This window comes from Actinomadura miaoliensis (assembly GCF_039536785.1).
In the GTDB taxonomy this organism is placed as follows: domain Bacteria; phylum Actinomycetota; class Actinomycetes; order Streptosporangiales; family Streptosporangiaceae; genus Spirillospora; species Spirillospora miaoliensis.
Map to the genome: position 1 here is coordinate 73,163 of NZ_BAAAZG010000012.1, position 15,327 is coordinate 88,489.

The following is a 15,327-nucleotide window of genomic DNA, read 5'->3' on the forward strand; positions in this document are numbered from 1 at the left end:
GGCATCTATGTGCTTTTAGCATCTACCTGCCATAGTCAAAAAGATGCGAGGTGCACATGCCTTCCCCGGAGATGACGCGGCGACGGCGGCTGTGGGCGTTCTTCGCCCTGATGCTGGCCGGGCTGATGTCGTCGCTGGACGCCACCGTGCTCGGCACCGCCCTGCCGACGATCGTCGGCGAGCTCGGCGGACTGGACCGGATCGCGTGGGTGTCGACCGCCTACGTGCTGGCCACCAGCGTGACCGTCCCGCTGTCGGGACGCCTCGGCGACCTGTTCGGCCGCAAGCCGGTGCTGCTGGCGGGCCTGGCGCTGTTCCTGGCCGGCTCGGCGGCCTGCGGCGCCGCGCCGTCCATGGACTGGCTGATCGCCCTGCGCGTGCTGCAGGGCGCGGGCGCCGGCTGCCTGATGGCCTCGATGTTCGCCGTCACCGGCGAGCTGTTCGAACCGCGCGAGCGGGCCCGCTACCAGGGCTGGTCGGCGCTGAACTTCGCCGTCTCCAGCATCGCCGGGCCGCTGGTCGGCGGCGCGCTCACCGACCACGCCTCCTGGCGCTGGGCGTTCTTCGTCAACCTGCCGCTCGGCCTGACCGCCGTCGCGATCATCGTGCCGGTGCTGCGGCTGCCCCGCCCGCGCGGCCGCGCCCGCGTCGACTACCCGGGCATCGTGCTGCTCGGCGCCGCCGTCACCTGCTTCACCCTGCTCACCAGCTGGGCCGGGACGCGCCACGCCTGGGGCTCGCCGGTCGTCCTCGGCCTGGCGGCGGCCACGGCGGTGCTCGGCGCCCTGTGGGTGGCGGTGGAACGGCGCGCGGCCGAGCCCGTCGTCCCGCCGCGGCTGTTCCGCGACCGCTCGTTCGCCGTGGCGAGCGTGGTGGCGCTGGCCGGCGGCGCGACCGGCTTCGGGCTGGCCACCTACCTGCCGATGTTCCTGCAGACGGTCGGGGGAGCGGGCGCCACCGGCTCCGGGCTGCTCCTGCTGCCGATGATGGCCGGGCTGGTGCTCGCCTCGATCGCCGCCGGCCAGTACATCTCCCGCACCGGCCGCTACCACCGGCTGCCCGCGCTGAGCATGGCGCTCGGCGCCGCCGGGATCGCGCTCATGGCCACCATGGACGCCGGCACCTCCCCGCTGACGGCCGGGCTGTTCATGGCGGTCCTGGGGCTGGGAGCGGGACTGTCGCAGCAGGTCGTCGTGCTGATCGCGCAGAACTCCGCGCCGCCGCGCGACCTGGGCGCCGCGAGCTCGGCGGTGTTCGCGTCCCGGATGGTCGGCACCGCGGCGGGGATGGCGGTGTTCGGGGGCGTCCTGTCCGCGCGGTTCGCCGCCGAGGCCGGACGGTACGTCCCGGCGGGGTCGGTGCCCGCGTTCGACGACCTGGCCCGCCCCGAGGTCCTGGACGGCCTGTCCGCGCCGGTGCGCGACGGCGTCGCCGAGGCGTTCGCGCACGCGTACTCGGTGCTGTTCGTGACGGCCCTCGTCCCGGCGCTGGTGGGGCTCGCCGCCGGCCTGCTGCTGCGGGACGTGCCGCTGGCGGCGCGCAGGCCCCCCGGCGCCCCGGACGCTACTTCACCTCGCGCCGCGTCAGCCGGACCAGGCCCAGGAGCAGGGGGATGAGCAGCCACACCGCCAGCGACGTGCCGGCCCGCGCCCACTCCTCCCACGTGATCCCCTCGTCCAGGAGGGCGTTGAGGGTGCGGTTGGTGTCCAGCCAGCCCGCCACGTCCTTCAGCGCGTCGACCGTCTCGGTGAGCACGGACCAGGCGGTCGGCAGCGCGAAGTACAGCACGATCGCTAGCGGCGAGTTCATGAACAGCATCCCGAACGCCACCCCGGAGGACACCGCGATCACCGCGAACAGCGCCGTGGTGGCCACCTGCGACGGCGCGATCGTCCACGCCCCGTCCGAGCGGCCCAGCACCCCGGCCAGGCCGCGGCCCACCGCCGCCACGGCCAGCGCGGCGGCGACGAACGCCGCCCCCAGCAGCGCCCCGGCCGCCAGCTTGGCCGCGACCACCCGGTGCCGCTCCGGGACCAGCGCGAACGTGGTCAGCGTGGTGCGCTGCGACCACTCCTGGGTCACCGACAGGATGCCCAGCACCGGCAGCAGGAACGACACCCCCGTCAGCGCCGCGGACAGGAAGCCGGCCAGCGTCCGCTCCTCCTCGGGCGCGGCGAACAGCATCAGCGGCGTCATCACCACGGCCGTCAGCGCGATCAGGATCAGCAGCCAGCGGCCCGAGCGGGTGTCGGTCATCTTGCGCAGCTCGACCGCGGTCAGCCGGGCCAGGGACGGACGGGCGGGCTCGGCCGGCACGGCGGGCACGGCGGTGGCGGTGGTCATCGGACGGCCTCCTCGGCCACGTCGGACGCCGGGGCGGAGGGCGCCGTCCCGGCGGTGAGCGACAGGAACAGCTCCTCCAGGCCGCCCCCGTCGGCCTGGCGAAGCTCCAGCAGGACGGCACCGGCGCGGGCGGCGGCCCGGCCCACCGCGTCGGCGGCGGCCTCCGCCAGGAACGCGCCGTCGTCGGCGGTCCGGAACGCCAGCCCCGCGCCGGTCAGCGCCGCGCCCAGGGCGGCCGGGTCCTCCCCGCGGACCCGGGTGCCGCCCTGCCGCGACAGCAGCTCCTCCTTGGCGCCCTGCGCCACGATCCGCCCGCCGGCGATCACCACGAACCGGTCGGCCACCGCCTCGACCTCCCGCAGCAGGTGCGAGGACAGCAGGACGGTGCCGCCGCGCCCGGCGAAGTCGCGCAGCAGCGTGCGCATCCAGTAGATGCCCTCGGGGTCCAGGCCGTTGGCGGGCTCGTCCAGGATCAGCACGCTCGGGTCGCCGATCAGCGCCTGCGCGATGCCCAGACGCTGGCGCATGCCCAGCGAGTAGCCGCCCACCCGGCGCCGCGCCGCCTTGCCCGGCAGGCCGACCACCTCCAGCATCCGGTCCGCCCGCGCCGGGTCCACGCCCAGGATCTGCGCGGTGAGCCGCAGCGTCTCGCGGCCGGTGCGGCCCGAGTGCTGCGCGCCGGCGTCCAGCAGCACGCCCACGTGCCGCCCCGGGTTGGCGATGCGCCGGTACGGGACGCCCTTGACGGTCGCCGACCCCTCCGTCGGCGGCGTCAGCCCGCAGATCATGCGCATGGTGGTGGACTTGCCCGCCCCGTTCGGGCCGAGGAACCCGGTGACGGTGCCCGGCGCGCACGTGAACGACACGTCCGCGACCGCGGCCACGTCCCCGTACCGCTTGGTCAAACCCGCGACTGTGATCATGCCGACCAGGCTGCCCTCCGGGGGCGGGCCGCCGCGTCGGCCGATGGTCGAGGGGGGCGCGACCGAAGTCGGCGTCCCCCTCGCCCTTGGTAGCGCTTCGTCAGCCGGCCGATCACGTCGGCGACGGGTCCCCCTGCGGCCGGTGCCGTGCGGCCGTCCGGTCGGCGAGGACGGTCAGCGCGGTGACCGCCGCCAGGCCGGCGCCGATCCAGGTGATGGACGTGAGGCCGGCGCCGGCGTTGAGGGCGGCGCCGGCGAGCGCCGGAACGAGGCTGATCCCGAGCTGGAACGCCGAGACGGTGGTGGCCCCGGCGAGCGTCGGCGCCTGTGCCGCGATGGTGAACACCCGCCCGTAGATGGCCGGGTTCAGCACGAATCCGGCGATTCCCAGCAGCAGGACGAGGGGGACGACGGCCGCCGCGTGCCGGGCGAGGACCGCGAGCAGGGCGGAACTGGCCGCTATCCCGATCGCCCCGGTCAGGAGGGCGTGGAAGGGCCGCCTGTCGGCGATCCTGCCCCCGATGGACAGGCCGACGAAGGCGCCGACGCCGAACAGCGTGAGGATCGCGGGGATCCAGACCCCGGGGACGCCGGTGAGGTCGGTCAGGAACGCGGCGAGGTAGTTGAACGAGATCATGTAGGCGGCGGTGCTGAGCACGGTGACGGCGTAGACGACCCACAGCCGGGGCTGTCTCATGGTGCGCAGCTCACGCCGCACACTGGGTTCGCCGTTCGCGCTCGTCGCGGGCAGCGCGAGGACGGTCAGCACCGCCCCGGCGGCGGTGAGGACGACCACGCCCCAGAATCCGCCCCGCCATCCGGTGAAGTAGCTGAGCAACGCGCCCGCCGGGCCGCCGGCGATCATCGCGAGGCTGAGCCCGCTGACGACCACCCCGGAGGCGCGTGCGGTGCGGTCGGGCGGGACGAGGCTGATCGCGGTGACCGCCGCGACCGCCCAGAACCCCGCATAGGCCAGGCCGCAGACGAAACGGGTCGCCAGCAGCACCGGGTAGCTGCCGGTGAGGAGACCGGTCGCCACGGACGCGGCGAACAGGGCCTGAGCCGCCGTCAGCGTGGTCCGCCGCGGCCAGCGCAGGGTCAGGACGGCCAGGGGCGGACCGCCGATGACGACACCGGCGGCGAACGCGGAGATCAGTGCGCCGGCGGAGGACAGCGAGACGCGCAGGTCCTCGGCGATCGCCGGCAGCACCCCGGCGAGCAGGAACTCCGCGCTGCCCATCGCGAACAGGCTGAACGACAGCAGGTAGACACCGAGTGGCAGTCTCCCGCGGGAGACCGGCGCCCGCCGCCGTGCGGTGTCGACGCTCACCGGCCCGCACCCCGCGACGCACCGTGCCCGCCGGTCGTCCCCGCGGCGGCGGCCGTGGCCCGATGCCGTTCGACGGCGTGGTCGACGTCCTCGTCCAGCAGGTCGGTGTTGATCGCGAACGCGGCGGCGGACCCCATGCCGGCGGCGGTGACGACCTGGGCGCGCGGGTCGATGACGTTTCCGGCGGCCCAGACTCCGGGGACGCTGGTACGGCCCGTGCGGTCGGTGACGACCCAGCCGTTGTCGTCCCTGTCGCAGCCCAGACCGGTCAGCAGCTCGTCGTGGGGGACCATGCGGGGGAAGAGGAAGGCGGCGGCCCGGGGGACGACACGGCCGTCGGTGAGCGCGATGCCGCGCAGCCGGTCGTCCTCGACGACGAGATGCTCGATCTCGCCCTCCACCATGCGCAGGCCGCGCGCCTCCAGCCGTTCCCGGTCCGCCGCCGTCAGCTCCAGGGTGTGCGGGAAGAAGGCGACGTCGTCGCTCCACTGGCGCAGCAGCAGGGCCTGGTGCACCGCTCCGGGGCCGGTGCCGAGGACGGCCAGGGGCTGGTCGCGGACCTCGTAGCCGTGGCAGTAGGGGCAGTGCAGCAGGTCCCTGCCCCACCGTTCGCGCACGCCCGGGATGTCGGGCAGCTCGTCGCGCAGCCCGGTCGCGACCAGGACGCGGCGGGCCTCGATCACCGGCCCGCCCACCAGGTGGACGTGGAAGCCGTGGTCGATGTGCTCCACCCGCCCCTGGACGAGCCGGACGCCGTACCGGGCGATCTCGGCACGGCCGAGGGCGAGCAGGGTCGCGGGGGGCAGGCCGTCGCGGGACAGGAAGCCGTGCATGTGCGCGGCGGGCGCGTTGCGCGGCCGGCCGGCGTCGATCACCGTCACCCTGCGGCGGGCGCGGCCGAGGAGCAGGGCGGCGTTCAGGCCGGCCGCTCCGGCGCCGACCACCACCACGTCGCGGACCCCGTCGTCCGGGGCGTTCGTCGCCTCGTTCATGGCGATCACCTCCAGGCCCGAGGGTGCGTCCCCCGGTGGCGGATCGACAACTTTTGTTGCCGTTTCTGGGACGCGGGAGGTGGAATGGGGGCATGGACGACGAATCCCCGATCGCCGCCACGCTGGCCCAGGTCGGCTCCCGCCTCAAACGCATCCGCACCCGGCGCGGGGTGACCCTGGCGGCGCTGGCCGAGGCCACCGGCATCTCCAAGAGCACCCTGTCGCGGCTGGAGTCGGGTCAGCGCCGCCCGAGCCTGGAGCTCCTGCTGCCCATCGCCCAGGCTCACCAGGTGCCGCTGGACGAACTGGTCGGGGCGCCGGAGGTCGGCGACCCGCGTATCCGCATCAAGCCCCGTGTCCGCAACGGCCGCACGGTGATCCCCCTCACCGTCCAGCCGGGGCCCCTCCAGGCCTGGAAATCGATCATCCCGGCCGAGCAGAACCGGCCCGAGCCGTGCACGCACGAGGGCTACGAGTGGCTGTACGTCCTGTCCGGGCGCCTGCGGCTCATCGTGGCCGACCACGACCTGATCATGGGTCCGGGCGAGGCCGCCGAGTTCGACACCCGCCTGCCGCACTGGTTCGGCCCCGCCGGCGACTCTCCCGTGGAGGTCCTCAACCTGTTCGGCCGCCAGGGCGAACGCGTGCACGTCCGCGCCGGACCCCGTTCCCGTCAGGCCCGCACGCCCTGACCGGCACCGCTAGGACGGGTCGGCCAGGCCGGCGTCGTGGACCAGCAGGGCGATCTGCACGCGGTTGTTGAGGTCCAGCTTCGTCAGCAGCCGCGACACGTACGCCTTGACCGTCGCGACGCTCAGCGACAGCTCCCGGCCGATCTCGCCGTTGGTCTTGCCCTGCCCGACCAGCAGCGCCACGGCGCGCTCGCCGTCGCTGAGCCGGTCCAGCAGCGCCCGCGCCCGCGCCTGCCGCGGATCCACCCCGGCGGCGTCGGCCACGTAGGTCATCATCCGGCGCAGCACCGCCGGCGACAGCATCGGCTCCCCGGCCGCCACCCGCCGGATCGCCCGCACGATGTCCGGCGGCGGGGTGTGCTTGAGCAGGAAGCCGCTGGCGCCCGCGCGCATCGCCCGCAGGATGTGGTCGTCGGTGTCGAACGTGGTCAGGATGATGACCTCGGGCGGGTCGCGGCGGGCGCGCAGCCGCTCGGTCGCCGCCAGCCCGTCCAGCCGCGGCATCCGGATGTCCATGAGCACCACGTCGGGACGGTGCTCGTTGACCGCGGGCACCACCTCGCTGCCGTCGGCCACGTCCGCCACGACCGCGACGTCCTCGGCCCCGGACAGCATCATGGACAGGCCCGCCCGGACGAGCGCGTCGTCGTCCACGATGAGCACGCGTATGGGAGGGTTCACGCCGATCACCTTACGGGCGGCGGTCACCGCGACGGCAGCGGAAGCCAGGCCCGCAGGACGAAGTCGTCCCCGGGGGTGCGGCCGTGCTCCAGGCGCCCGCCGACCAGCTCGGCGCGCTCGCGCAACCCGATCAGCCCGGCTCCCGCGCCGGGCAGCTCGGTGACGGCCCGCCCCGTCGGCAGCGGGTTGACGATCTCGATGGTCAGGCCCGACTCGGCGGCGTCCATCCGCACCCGCACGCGGCACCCGGGCGCGTGCTTGCGCGCGTTGGTGAGGCCCTCCTGCACGACCCGGAACGCGTGCCGCCCCACGCTCTTGGGCACGGACGCGGGATCGGGGACGCGGTCGTCGAAGGTGATGTTCGCCCCGGTGCGGCGCGACTCCTCGACCAGGGCCGGAACGTCGGTCAGCGTCGGCTGCGGCCGTTCGGCGTCGGCGCCGTCGTCGCGCAGCACACCGATCACCTCCCGCAGGTCCTCCATCGCCTCGTAGGCGCAGCGGCGGATCACCCCGGCCGCCTCCCGCTGCCGCTCGGTGGCGCCCTCCCCGAACTCCAGCGCCCCCGCGTGCACCGCCAGCAGCGAGATCCGGTGCGCCAGCACGTCGTGCATCTCCCGGGCGATCCGCTCCCGCTCCAGGTGCCGGGCCTCCTCCACCCGCATGTGCTGCTGCTCCTCGGCCTGCCGGGCCCGCTCCCGCCACGACTCGATGAGCTGACGACGCGACCGGGTCAGCATCCCGATCGCCACCAGCACGGCGATGCCCAGCAGGAACACCGCCAGGGTCTCCCAGTACTCGCGCTCGGAACGCCAGGTGGAGTTCATGAACCCCACCGTGATGAACGCCGACTCCGCCCCGGCCACGGTCAACGCCGCCCACCAGGACCGATGCACCGCGACGGTGAACAGCGCCAGCCCGAGCGCCCCCATCGCGGCCGTGGAGAACAGCTGCCCGGCCATGAGCACCGCCCAGACCTGCAGGGGCCAGCGGCGGCGCAGCAGGAACAGCACCGTCAGCGCCACGCCTCCGACCACGAAGTCGGTGGACAGCGAGGGGTCGGGGTCGGCGTCGGAGCGGGCGCCCAGCAGCAACAGGAAGCTCAGCAGGGCTGCGGCGGCCGTGACGGCGACGTCGTGGAGCCACTCGCGGGAGGATCGACGCAGCAGCACCCGACCCAACCTACCGACCCCGGCACGAGCCGCCCATGTCCGCCGGTCGATGCCGGCATCGACTTTCGTCTACCCGGCGGACGCGAAAGCGCCGGGCCTTCGGAACCGAAGACCCGGCGCGTGTCGGGAACCGCCGCTACGGCGAGCTCAGGCGCTCGATGCCGGGCGGCAGCTGGGACGCGGCGGCCCGGTCGAGCAGGAACAGCGTCCGCTGCCGTCCCCGGGCGCCCGCGCCGGGCACCTGGATCGGGCCCGCCTCCGACAGGGCCAGCCGCACCGCCGTGGACTTGGACTCGCCCGCCGCGATCACCCAGACTTCGCGGGCCGCCCGGATCGCGGGGAACGTCAGCGAGATGCGGGTCGGCGGCGGCTTGGGCGCGCCCCGCACCGCCACGACCGGCCGCTCTTCCTCGTACAGGGCGGGCAGCTCGGGGAACAGCGACGCCACATGCGCGTCCGGCCCCAGCCCCAGCATCAGCACGTCGAACGACGGCACCGGCCCGTGGTCCTCGGGACGGGCCGCGGCGCGCAGCGCGGCCGCGTACCGGTCGGCCGCCGCCTCGGGGTCGGCGCCGTCCGGGCCGTCGGTGGACGGCATCGGCCGCACCCGCGCCGGGTCGACGTCCACGTGGTCCAGCAGCGCCTTGCGGGCACCGGTCTCGTTGCGCTCGGGGTCGCCGGACGGCAGGAACCGCTCGTCCCCCCACCAGATGTCCAGCGCCCGCCAGTCGATGGCGTCGCGGGCGCGGCTGGCGGCCAGCTCGGCCAGCACCGCGGTGCCCACCCCGCCGCCGGTCAGCACGACCGACGCCGAACCGCGCGCGGCCTGCACGTCCACCAGCCGGGTCACCAGGCGGGCCGCCACCGCGCGGGCCAGCAGCTCCTGGTCGCGGTGGACCAGCACGCCCGGGGTGCTCATGTCGCCTCCGGCTTCGGCGCCCGCGCCGCCCCGCCCGCCGGCTCGGCGGACCGGCCGGACGCGGCGCCCCCGCCGTCGGGGGCGGCGACGAACTCCTCGCGCCCCTTCCCGGCGGCCAGGTCCTTGGCGAACCGCGCCGCCGCCTCCTGGTACACCTCGTCGGGGTCGAGGCGCCGCAGCTCCTCGGCCAGCAGCTCGGGCATCGGGCGGCGCATGAGGGCCACCTGCCGGTCGGGCTGCCCCGGCCGGCACAGCGTGGCCACCCGCCCGTCGGGACGGCAGATCTCGATGTCCCCCTTGCCGGTGACCAGCCGGACCCCGGTGATGCCCGGGCCGTTCGACGTGCCCCGCGACACCGGCACGCCCAGCCGCACCGACAGCCAGGCGGCCAGCAGCTCGGCGCTGGGGCTGTCCGGCTCGGCCGTGACCTCCCCGGAGGTGATCTCGTCGTGGTCCTGGTCCAGCGCGGCCGCCAGCAGCGACCGCCAGGAGGTCAGCCGCGTCCAGGTGAAGTCGGTGTCGCCGGGGGCGTACGCGTCGGCCAGCCGCGCCAGCGTGCCGAGCCGGTCGCGGGCGGCGTAGGAGTCGGTGACGCGGCGCTGCGCGAGCCTGCCGAGCGGGTCGCGGCTGGGCGCCTTGGGCACCTTGCCGCCCGGCCACCACGTCACGACCGGGGTGTCCGGCATCAGCAGCGGGGTGACCACCGAGTCGGCGTGCTCGGCGAGCGGGCCGTACATGCGCAGCAGGACGGTCTCGCCGGGGCCGGTCTCGCCCATGCGGATCTCGGCGTCCAGCCTGGACGAGCTGCCGCGCGCGTCCCGGGAGATCACCGTCAGCACCCGGCAGGGGTGCTCGCGGGACGCCTCGGTCGCCGCCCGCACGGCGTCGTACTGCGCCGACTCGTCGGTCACGATGATGAGCGTGAGCACCATGCCGACCGCCGGACCGCCCATCAGGTGCCGGGCCTGCGTCAGCGCGTCCTGGATGCGGCGCGTGGTGGTGTCGGCCAGATCGATGTTCATCTCTTAGAGTCGCCTCCATGCGCGCCCGTCGCGCGCCATCAGCTCGTCGGCGCTGTCGGGCCCGTACCCGCCGGACTTGTACTGGTCGATCCTGCGCTGGCGGGACCAGTGCTCCACCACCGGGTCCAGGATCCGCCAGGACAGCTCGACCTCCTCCTGCCGGGGGAACAGCGGCGGGTCGCCGATCAGCACGTCCAGCAGCAGCCGCTCGTACGCCTCGGGCGAGGACTCGGTGAACGACTCGCCGTAGGCGAAGTCCATGTTCACGTCCCGCACCTCCATCGAGGAGCCGGGCACCTTGGAGCCGAACCGCACCGTGATGCCCTCGTCCGGCTGCACCCGGATCACCAGGGCGTTCTGCCCCAGCTCCTCGGTGTCGGTCTCGGAGAACGGCAGGTGCGGCGCGCGCTGGAACAGCACCGCCACCTCGGTGACCCGGCGGCTGAGCCGCTTGCCGGTGCGCAGGTAGAACGGCACGCCGGCCCAGCGCCGGTTGCCGATCTCCAGCTTGACCGCGGCGTAGGTCTCGGTGCGCGAGTCGGCGGGGATGCCCTCCTCCTCCAGGTAGCCGCGCACCTTCACGCCGCCCTGCCAGCCGGCGGCGTACTGGCCGCGGGCGGTGGCCAGCGACAGGTCGCTGGGAATCCGCACCGCCGACAGCACCTTGGCCTTCTCGGCCCGCACCGCCTCGGCGCTGAAGGAGGTGGGCGGCTCCATCGCCGTCAGCGCCAGCAGCTGCAGCAGGTGGTTCTGGATGACGTCGCGGGCGGCGCCGATGCCGTCGTAGTACCCGGCCCGGCCGCCGATGCCGATGTCCTCGGCCATCGTGATCTGCACGTGGTCGACGTACGACCGGTTCCAGATCGGCTCGAACATCTCGTTGGCGAACCGCAGCGCCAGGATGTTCTGCACGGTCTCCTTGCCGAGGTAGTGGTCGATCCGGAAGATCGACTCCTCGGGGAAGACGCGGTGCACGGTGTCGTTCAGCTCGATCGCGCTGGCCAGGTCGTGGCCGAAGGGCTTCTCGATGACGACCCGCCGCCACGCCCCCTCGGAGCGGTCGGCCAGCCCGGCGCTCTGCAGCTGCTCGACCACCTGGGGGAAGAACTTCGGCGGGATGGACAGATAGAAGGCGTAGTTCCCGCCGGTGCCGCGGGTCTGGTCCAGCTCCTTGAGCGCCATGGCCAGCGCCTCGAACGCGCCCGGGTCGCTGAACTCGCCGGGCACGAAGTGGATGCCCTCGGCCAGGTGCCGCCAGACGTCCTCCCGGAAGGGGGTGCGGGCGTACTGCTTGACCGAGTCGTAGGCGATCTGCCGGAAGTCCTCGTGCTCCCAGGCGCGGCGGGCGAAGCCCACCAGCGAGAACCCCGGCGGCAGCAGCCCCCGGTTGGCCAGGTCGTAGATGGCGGGCAGCAGCTTCTTGCGCGACAGGTCTCCGGTGACTCCGAACAGGACCAGGACACAGGGCCCGGCCACCCGGGGCAGCCGCTTGTCCCGCGGGTCCCGGAGCGGGTTGTGTGCGATGGTCACGTGGCGGCCCTCTCTTCCCGCGTCGTGCCGTGGACCGTTCCTGCCCACTGATTCATCCTGCTATCTCCCGTGGCCGCGCGCGTTCCCCGGGTGCCCCCGTGCGCGGGCCGTCGTGTTCGGTCAGATGTCGGCTTGCATGTCGTGGTACGTGTGCTCGCTGTGCGTGTGCTCGCTGTGCGTGTGCTCGGTATACCTGTGCTCGGTCAGGACGAGCTCATGCCCCTCCCCGGGCGAGTTCGAGCAGCCGGGCCAGGCCCGACCGGCGGTCGTGCAGATGCAACCGGACCACCGGGCGGCCGCCGTGACGTGCCGCCCGCGCCGCGGCCAGCGCCCGCGCCGGCTGCGCGGCGCCCAGCCGGCGATGCCGTCCGGCGACCGGCACGTCGTGCACGACGTTCCCGGTCAGCATCAGGTATACGCCCTTCTCGCGACGATCATTCCCGGTCGCCGGGAGCCGGCGGCCCCAGGTCACCGTCACGGGCCGGGAGGTGCGCGCGGCCATCAGCCCGGCCAGCCGCCTGACCTGCGCGCCCTGCCCCTGCCGCCGGTCGGGGTCGAGGAAGGCCACGATCGCCAGGTGCCCGTCGTCGGTGACCCGCCAGGTCAGCGCGTCCAGCAGGGCGGACAGGTCGCCGCAGGCGGCCAGGGCGGGGTCGGCGGTGTGCGCCGCCACGGCCTGGCTCCCGTGCCCGTCGACGAAGATCGGTTCGTCGGCGGCGTCGGGCCCGGCGGGATCCGGAACGGCGGGATCCGGGACGGCGGGCTCGCCGGCGTCGTCGGCGGCAGGGGAGGCGAGGGGGTCCTCGCCCAGCAGGTGCCCGGCCACGGCCGCCGCGTACTCCCACACGACCAGCTGCGCGGCGAGCGGTCCGGACACCGTGACGTCGTCCTGCCGCGGCCGCCCGTCCAGGGTCACCAGGAACAGGTCGTCGTCGGGCAGCACCGGCAGGCCGCCGTGCTGCACGACCGGAAGCAGGCGCCCGTGCGTCGCCCCGGCCAGCACGGGGGCGATCCAGTCGGCCAGCTCCGGCGGCTCCGCCGAGTACCCGCCCAGCACGACCGTGCCGCGGCCCGCGCGCACCGCGCCGCCCAGGATCGCGCCCAGCACCAGCCCCGGATTGTTCTCCGGACGGGTCAGGGCGGGCAGCACCGCGGTGGCCGCGTCCAGCACCGCCGCCACGTCCGCCCCGGCGAGCCCCGCGGGGACCAGCGCGTACGGCGACAGCGCCCCGAACACCGTGGGCGAGGGGGCCTCGACCACCGCGTGGCCCGCCTCGGCGGCCAGCTTGGCGGACCTGCTCCCGGTGGCCGCGACCGTCACGAACCGCCGCGCCGTCTCGGCCGGGGACAGCCCCAGCTCGCCGAACAGCGCGGTGAACGCCCGGCTCAGGGCGTCGGTATCGGGGTCGTCCCCGGTGACGACGACGAGGGTGCGGCCGAGCCGTCCGTGGTCGGACGCCAGCCGCGCCACCGGCCCCGGGTCGCCGCTGTCGAACACCGTCAGCGGGCAGCGGCTCCCCGGCGGCCGCTCGGACGGGTCGCGGTCGGCGAGCCAGCGGCGGACGATGACGTCGGCGGCGCGGGCCGGCGGGCCGCCGCCCAGCAGCGCCACCTCGGTGAGGCCCGCGTCCCGCGCCCGGGCCCGCAGCTGCGCCACCCGGTCGAGCACGGCGCGCGCCGCGCCCGGCTGCCCGGGCCAGCACAGCGTCCGCCCCTCCCGCTCGGCGGCGGTCGCCGACGGCCACAGCGTCGCGTCCTCCGAGGCCAGCCGGACGGGGACCTGGTCGATCCACAGCCGCCCCATGACCCGCCGCGCGTGCTGCCGCACGGGATCGCGGGCGGTGACGGTGACCCCGCCCGAGACGACCGAGGTGTACTCGGTCACGGGCCCGTCCGTCCCGCCCGGCCGTCGCCGCCTTCCGCGGCGCGGGCCGCTCCGCCGGCGCGCACGCCGGTGCGCGCGCCCGGCGCCGCGCGCACCGCCTCGATCAGCCGGGCAGCGCCCTCCACCGGGTCGCGCAGGTGCAGCCGGACGACCGGCAGGCCCCGTTGCCGCAGCGCCCGCACCTCCGCCAGCGCCCGCGCCAGCTGCAGCTTGGCCAGCCCGTACGAGCGGCCGGGCACCGGATGGTCGGCCAGCGGGTCGCCCGGCGCCGGATCCCCGGTGACGATCAGGAACGCGCCGCCGCCCGGGCCGTCCTTGTGCACCGGGCCGGTGGCGTGCGGGTACGCCGGCCCCTGCCCGTACAGGACGGGACGGCCGCTGCGCCGCGCCAGCGCGGGCGCCAGGTACCGGCCGGAGATGTCCCCGGACACGTACGTGGCGACCGACACGTACCCGTTCATCGGCATGTGCGCCAGTAGCGCGTCCAGCACCCCCTCCAGCCGCGACCCGCCCAGCGACGGCACGTCGGTGTGCACCTCGATCCCGCCGTCGACGAACGCCGGGTCGCCGGTCAGCAGCGGGCCCGAACCCGCCGCCTGCAGCATCGTCGCCGCGTCGTCCTCGGCCTCCTGCACCACCAGGCTGCCCGGTTCGAACGGGTTGACGCCCATCAGCCAGCCCGCCACCGCCGTGGCGTACTCCCACAGCAGGAACTGCGCGCCCAGCGGCGCCCACAGCGAGGTGTCGGTCTCCGACGAGCCCTCGGCCCGCGGGTTGATCGCGATGCTGTGCACGTCGGGCCGCTCGCCCGGCCCGCCGAACGGGTCGAACGCCAGGATGCCGCGGCCGCGCTTGCCCGTCGCCACCGCCAGCAGCTGGGCGATCCAGGCGCTCAGCGCGGTCGGGCCGCCGGGCTCGCGCAGCATCACCTTGTCGCGCGGACCGCCCTCGACGCCGCGCTGCGCGCAACCGCCCAGGATCGCCCCCAGCAGCAGGCCCGGGTTGTCCTCGTCGCGTCCCAGCGACGCGGCCACGGTCGCCGCCTCGTCCAGCACGCGGTAGGCGTCGGCCCCGGCCAGCAGCGCGGGCACCAGCCCGTAGGCCGACAGCGCCCCGTAGTGGCCGGGCAGGTACGGATCGGTCAGCCCGATGCGGTAGCCGCACTGGCGGGCGAAGTCGTGCAGCGGGCTGCCGTGGTCGGTGATCACCAGGAACCGCGCGGCGATCTCGCGTTCGGACAGGCCGTGCTCGCGGAACGCCGCCATGAAGATCCGCCGGTAGGCGTCGCCCTCGATGGACACGCCCGGCTTGCTGGCCAGCACCACCAGCGTCCGGTCGAGCCGGTCCAGGGCGTAGCCGAGCGCGGCGGCGTCCCCGCCGTCCAGCACGGTCAGCCCGCCCGACGGGGCGTCCGGCCGCGCCGCCGGGTCGGGCACCGCCGGACGCCCGGCGGCCGCCAGCGGAAGCCCGGCGGGGGAGTGCGCCTCGACGATCGCTTGCGCGGGCAGCGCGTCGGCGCCCACGCCGATCAGCACGACGTGGTCCAGGCCGGTGTAGCGGGCCTCGGTGACCAGCGGCTCGATCTGGTTGAGCAGGCCGCGGGAGGCCACGGGCAGGTCGAGCCAGCCCAGCCGGCTGTGGTCGACCGCGCGGCGGCCCCACAGCCTGGGGTCCTTGGCGGCCAGCGCGCCGGGCACCCCGCAGCTGACGAGGTAGTCGCGCGCCTGCAGCGCCGCGTCCAGCACCTCGCCGCGCGTCAGTACGTCGAATCCGGACACCGTTCCTCCCGACGCCCTATCGTTTCAGGAGAGAACAGGCATTCGCGACCCACTCCCGGATCT

The 15,327-nt window shown here is 75.0% G+C and carries 13 protein-coding genes; 2 read left to right on the top strand and 11 right to left on the bottom strand.

Annotated elements, in window-relative coordinates; all coding sequences use genetic code 11:
* Positions 1-56: 56 nt before the first annotated feature.
* Positions 57-1,616 carry an MDR family MFS transporter gene (locus ABD811_RS11010; protein ID WP_344944838.1) on the top strand — a complete coding sequence of 520 codons (1,560 nt, stop codon included), beginning with the start codon at positions 57-59 and terminating at the stop codon, positions 1,614-1,616.
* On the opposite strand, the gene ABD811_RS11015 is transcribed toward ABD811_RS11010, so the two are convergent.
* From ABD811_RS11015 to ABD811_RS11030, 4 genes are all read right to left on the bottom strand, one after another.
* Entirely contained in the window at positions 1,564-2,343 is a 780-nt protein-coding gene (locus ABD811_RS11015) for an ABC transporter permease (protein WP_344944841.1), read from the bottom strand. The two genes, ABD811_RS11010 and ABD811_RS11015, sit on opposite strands and share 53 nt — an antisense overlap.
* The gene (locus ABD811_RS11020; protein WP_344944844.1) at positions 2,340-3,266 is read right to left on the bottom strand and encodes an ABC transporter ATP-binding protein; all 927 of its coding nucleotides are present in this window, start codon (positions 3,264-3,266) and stop codon (positions 2,340-2,342) included. Before ABD811_RS11020 ends, ABD811_RS11015 begins: the two co-directional genes overlap by 4 nt.
* Before the next feature lie 112 nt (positions 3,267-3,378).
* Complete coding sequence (locus ABD811_RS11025; RefSeq protein ID WP_344944847.1) at positions 3,379-4,596, bottom strand: Cmx/CmrA family chloramphenicol efflux MFS transporter; 1,218 nt, start codon at positions 4,594-4,596, stop codon at positions 3,379-3,381.
* Complete coding sequence (locus ABD811_RS11030) at positions 4,593-5,588, bottom strand: NAD(P)/FAD-dependent oxidoreductase (RefSeq protein ID WP_344944849.1); 996 nt, start codon at positions 5,586-5,588, stop codon at positions 4,593-4,595. The genes ABD811_RS11025 and ABD811_RS11030 overlap by 4 nt, the downstream gene beginning before the upstream one ends.
* 92 nt (positions 5,589-5,680) lie before the next feature.
* Here ABD811_RS11030 and ABD811_RS11035 point away from each other — a divergent pair, with 92 nt between their 5' ends.
* Positions 5,681-6,280: a helix-turn-helix domain-containing protein gene (locus ABD811_RS11035; RefSeq protein WP_344944852.1), complete on the top strand. Its 600-nt coding sequence runs from the start codon at positions 5,681-5,683 to the stop codon at positions 6,278-6,280.
* Positions 6,281-6,289: 9 nt separating this feature from the next.
* On the opposite strand, the gene ABD811_RS11040 is transcribed toward ABD811_RS11035, so the two are convergent.
* The 7 genes from ABD811_RS11040 to ABD811_RS11070 all read right to left on the bottom strand — a co-directional run bounded on the left by ABD811_RS11040 (position 6,290) and on the right by ABD811_RS11070 (position 15,264).
* Positions 6,290-6,961, bottom strand: a complete 672-nt coding sequence (locus tag ABD811_RS11040) for a response regulator transcription factor (protein WP_344944855.1) — start codon at positions 6,959-6,961, stop codon at positions 6,290-6,292.
* Between the two features lie 23 nt (positions 6,962-6,984).
* Positions 6,985-8,130 (bottom strand): histidine kinase, encoded by a 1,146-nt coding sequence (locus ABD811_RS11045; RefSeq protein ID WP_344944858.1) that lies wholly within the window; start codon positions 8,128-8,130, stop codon positions 6,985-6,987.
* 136 nt (positions 8,131-8,266) lie between these two features.
* Positions 8,267-9,049: a 6-phosphogluconolactonase gene (gene pgl / locus ABD811_RS11050; protein ID WP_344944860.1), complete on the bottom strand. Its 783-nt coding sequence runs from the start codon at positions 9,047-9,049 to the stop codon at positions 8,267-8,269.
* Positions 9,046-10,071 (bottom strand): glucose-6-phosphate dehydrogenase assembly protein OpcA, encoded by a 1,026-nt coding sequence (locus ABD811_RS11055; protein WP_344944863.1) that lies wholly within the window; start codon positions 10,069-10,071, stop codon positions 9,046-9,048. Before ABD811_RS11055 ends, pgl begins: the two co-directional genes overlap by 4 nt.
* A gap of 3 nt (positions 10,072-10,074) precedes the next feature.
* On the bottom strand, positions 10,075-11,601 hold the full coding sequence (gene zwf / locus ABD811_RS11060) for a glucose-6-phosphate dehydrogenase (RefSeq protein WP_344944866.1): 1,527 nt from the start codon (positions 11,599-11,601) through the stop codon (positions 10,075-10,077).
* A gap of 214 nt (positions 11,602-11,815) precedes the next feature.
* Positions 11,816-13,486 (bottom strand): glucose-6-phosphate isomerase, encoded by a 1,671-nt coding sequence (locus ABD811_RS11065; protein WP_344944868.1) that lies wholly within the window; start codon positions 13,484-13,486, stop codon positions 11,816-11,818.
* Positions 13,483-15,264, bottom strand: a complete 1,782-nt coding sequence (locus ABD811_RS11070) for a phosphoheptose isomerase (RefSeq protein ID WP_344944871.1) — start codon at positions 15,262-15,264, stop codon at positions 13,483-13,485. Before ABD811_RS11070 ends, ABD811_RS11065 begins: the two co-directional genes overlap by 4 nt.
* Positions 15,265-15,327 lie beyond the last annotated feature (63 nt).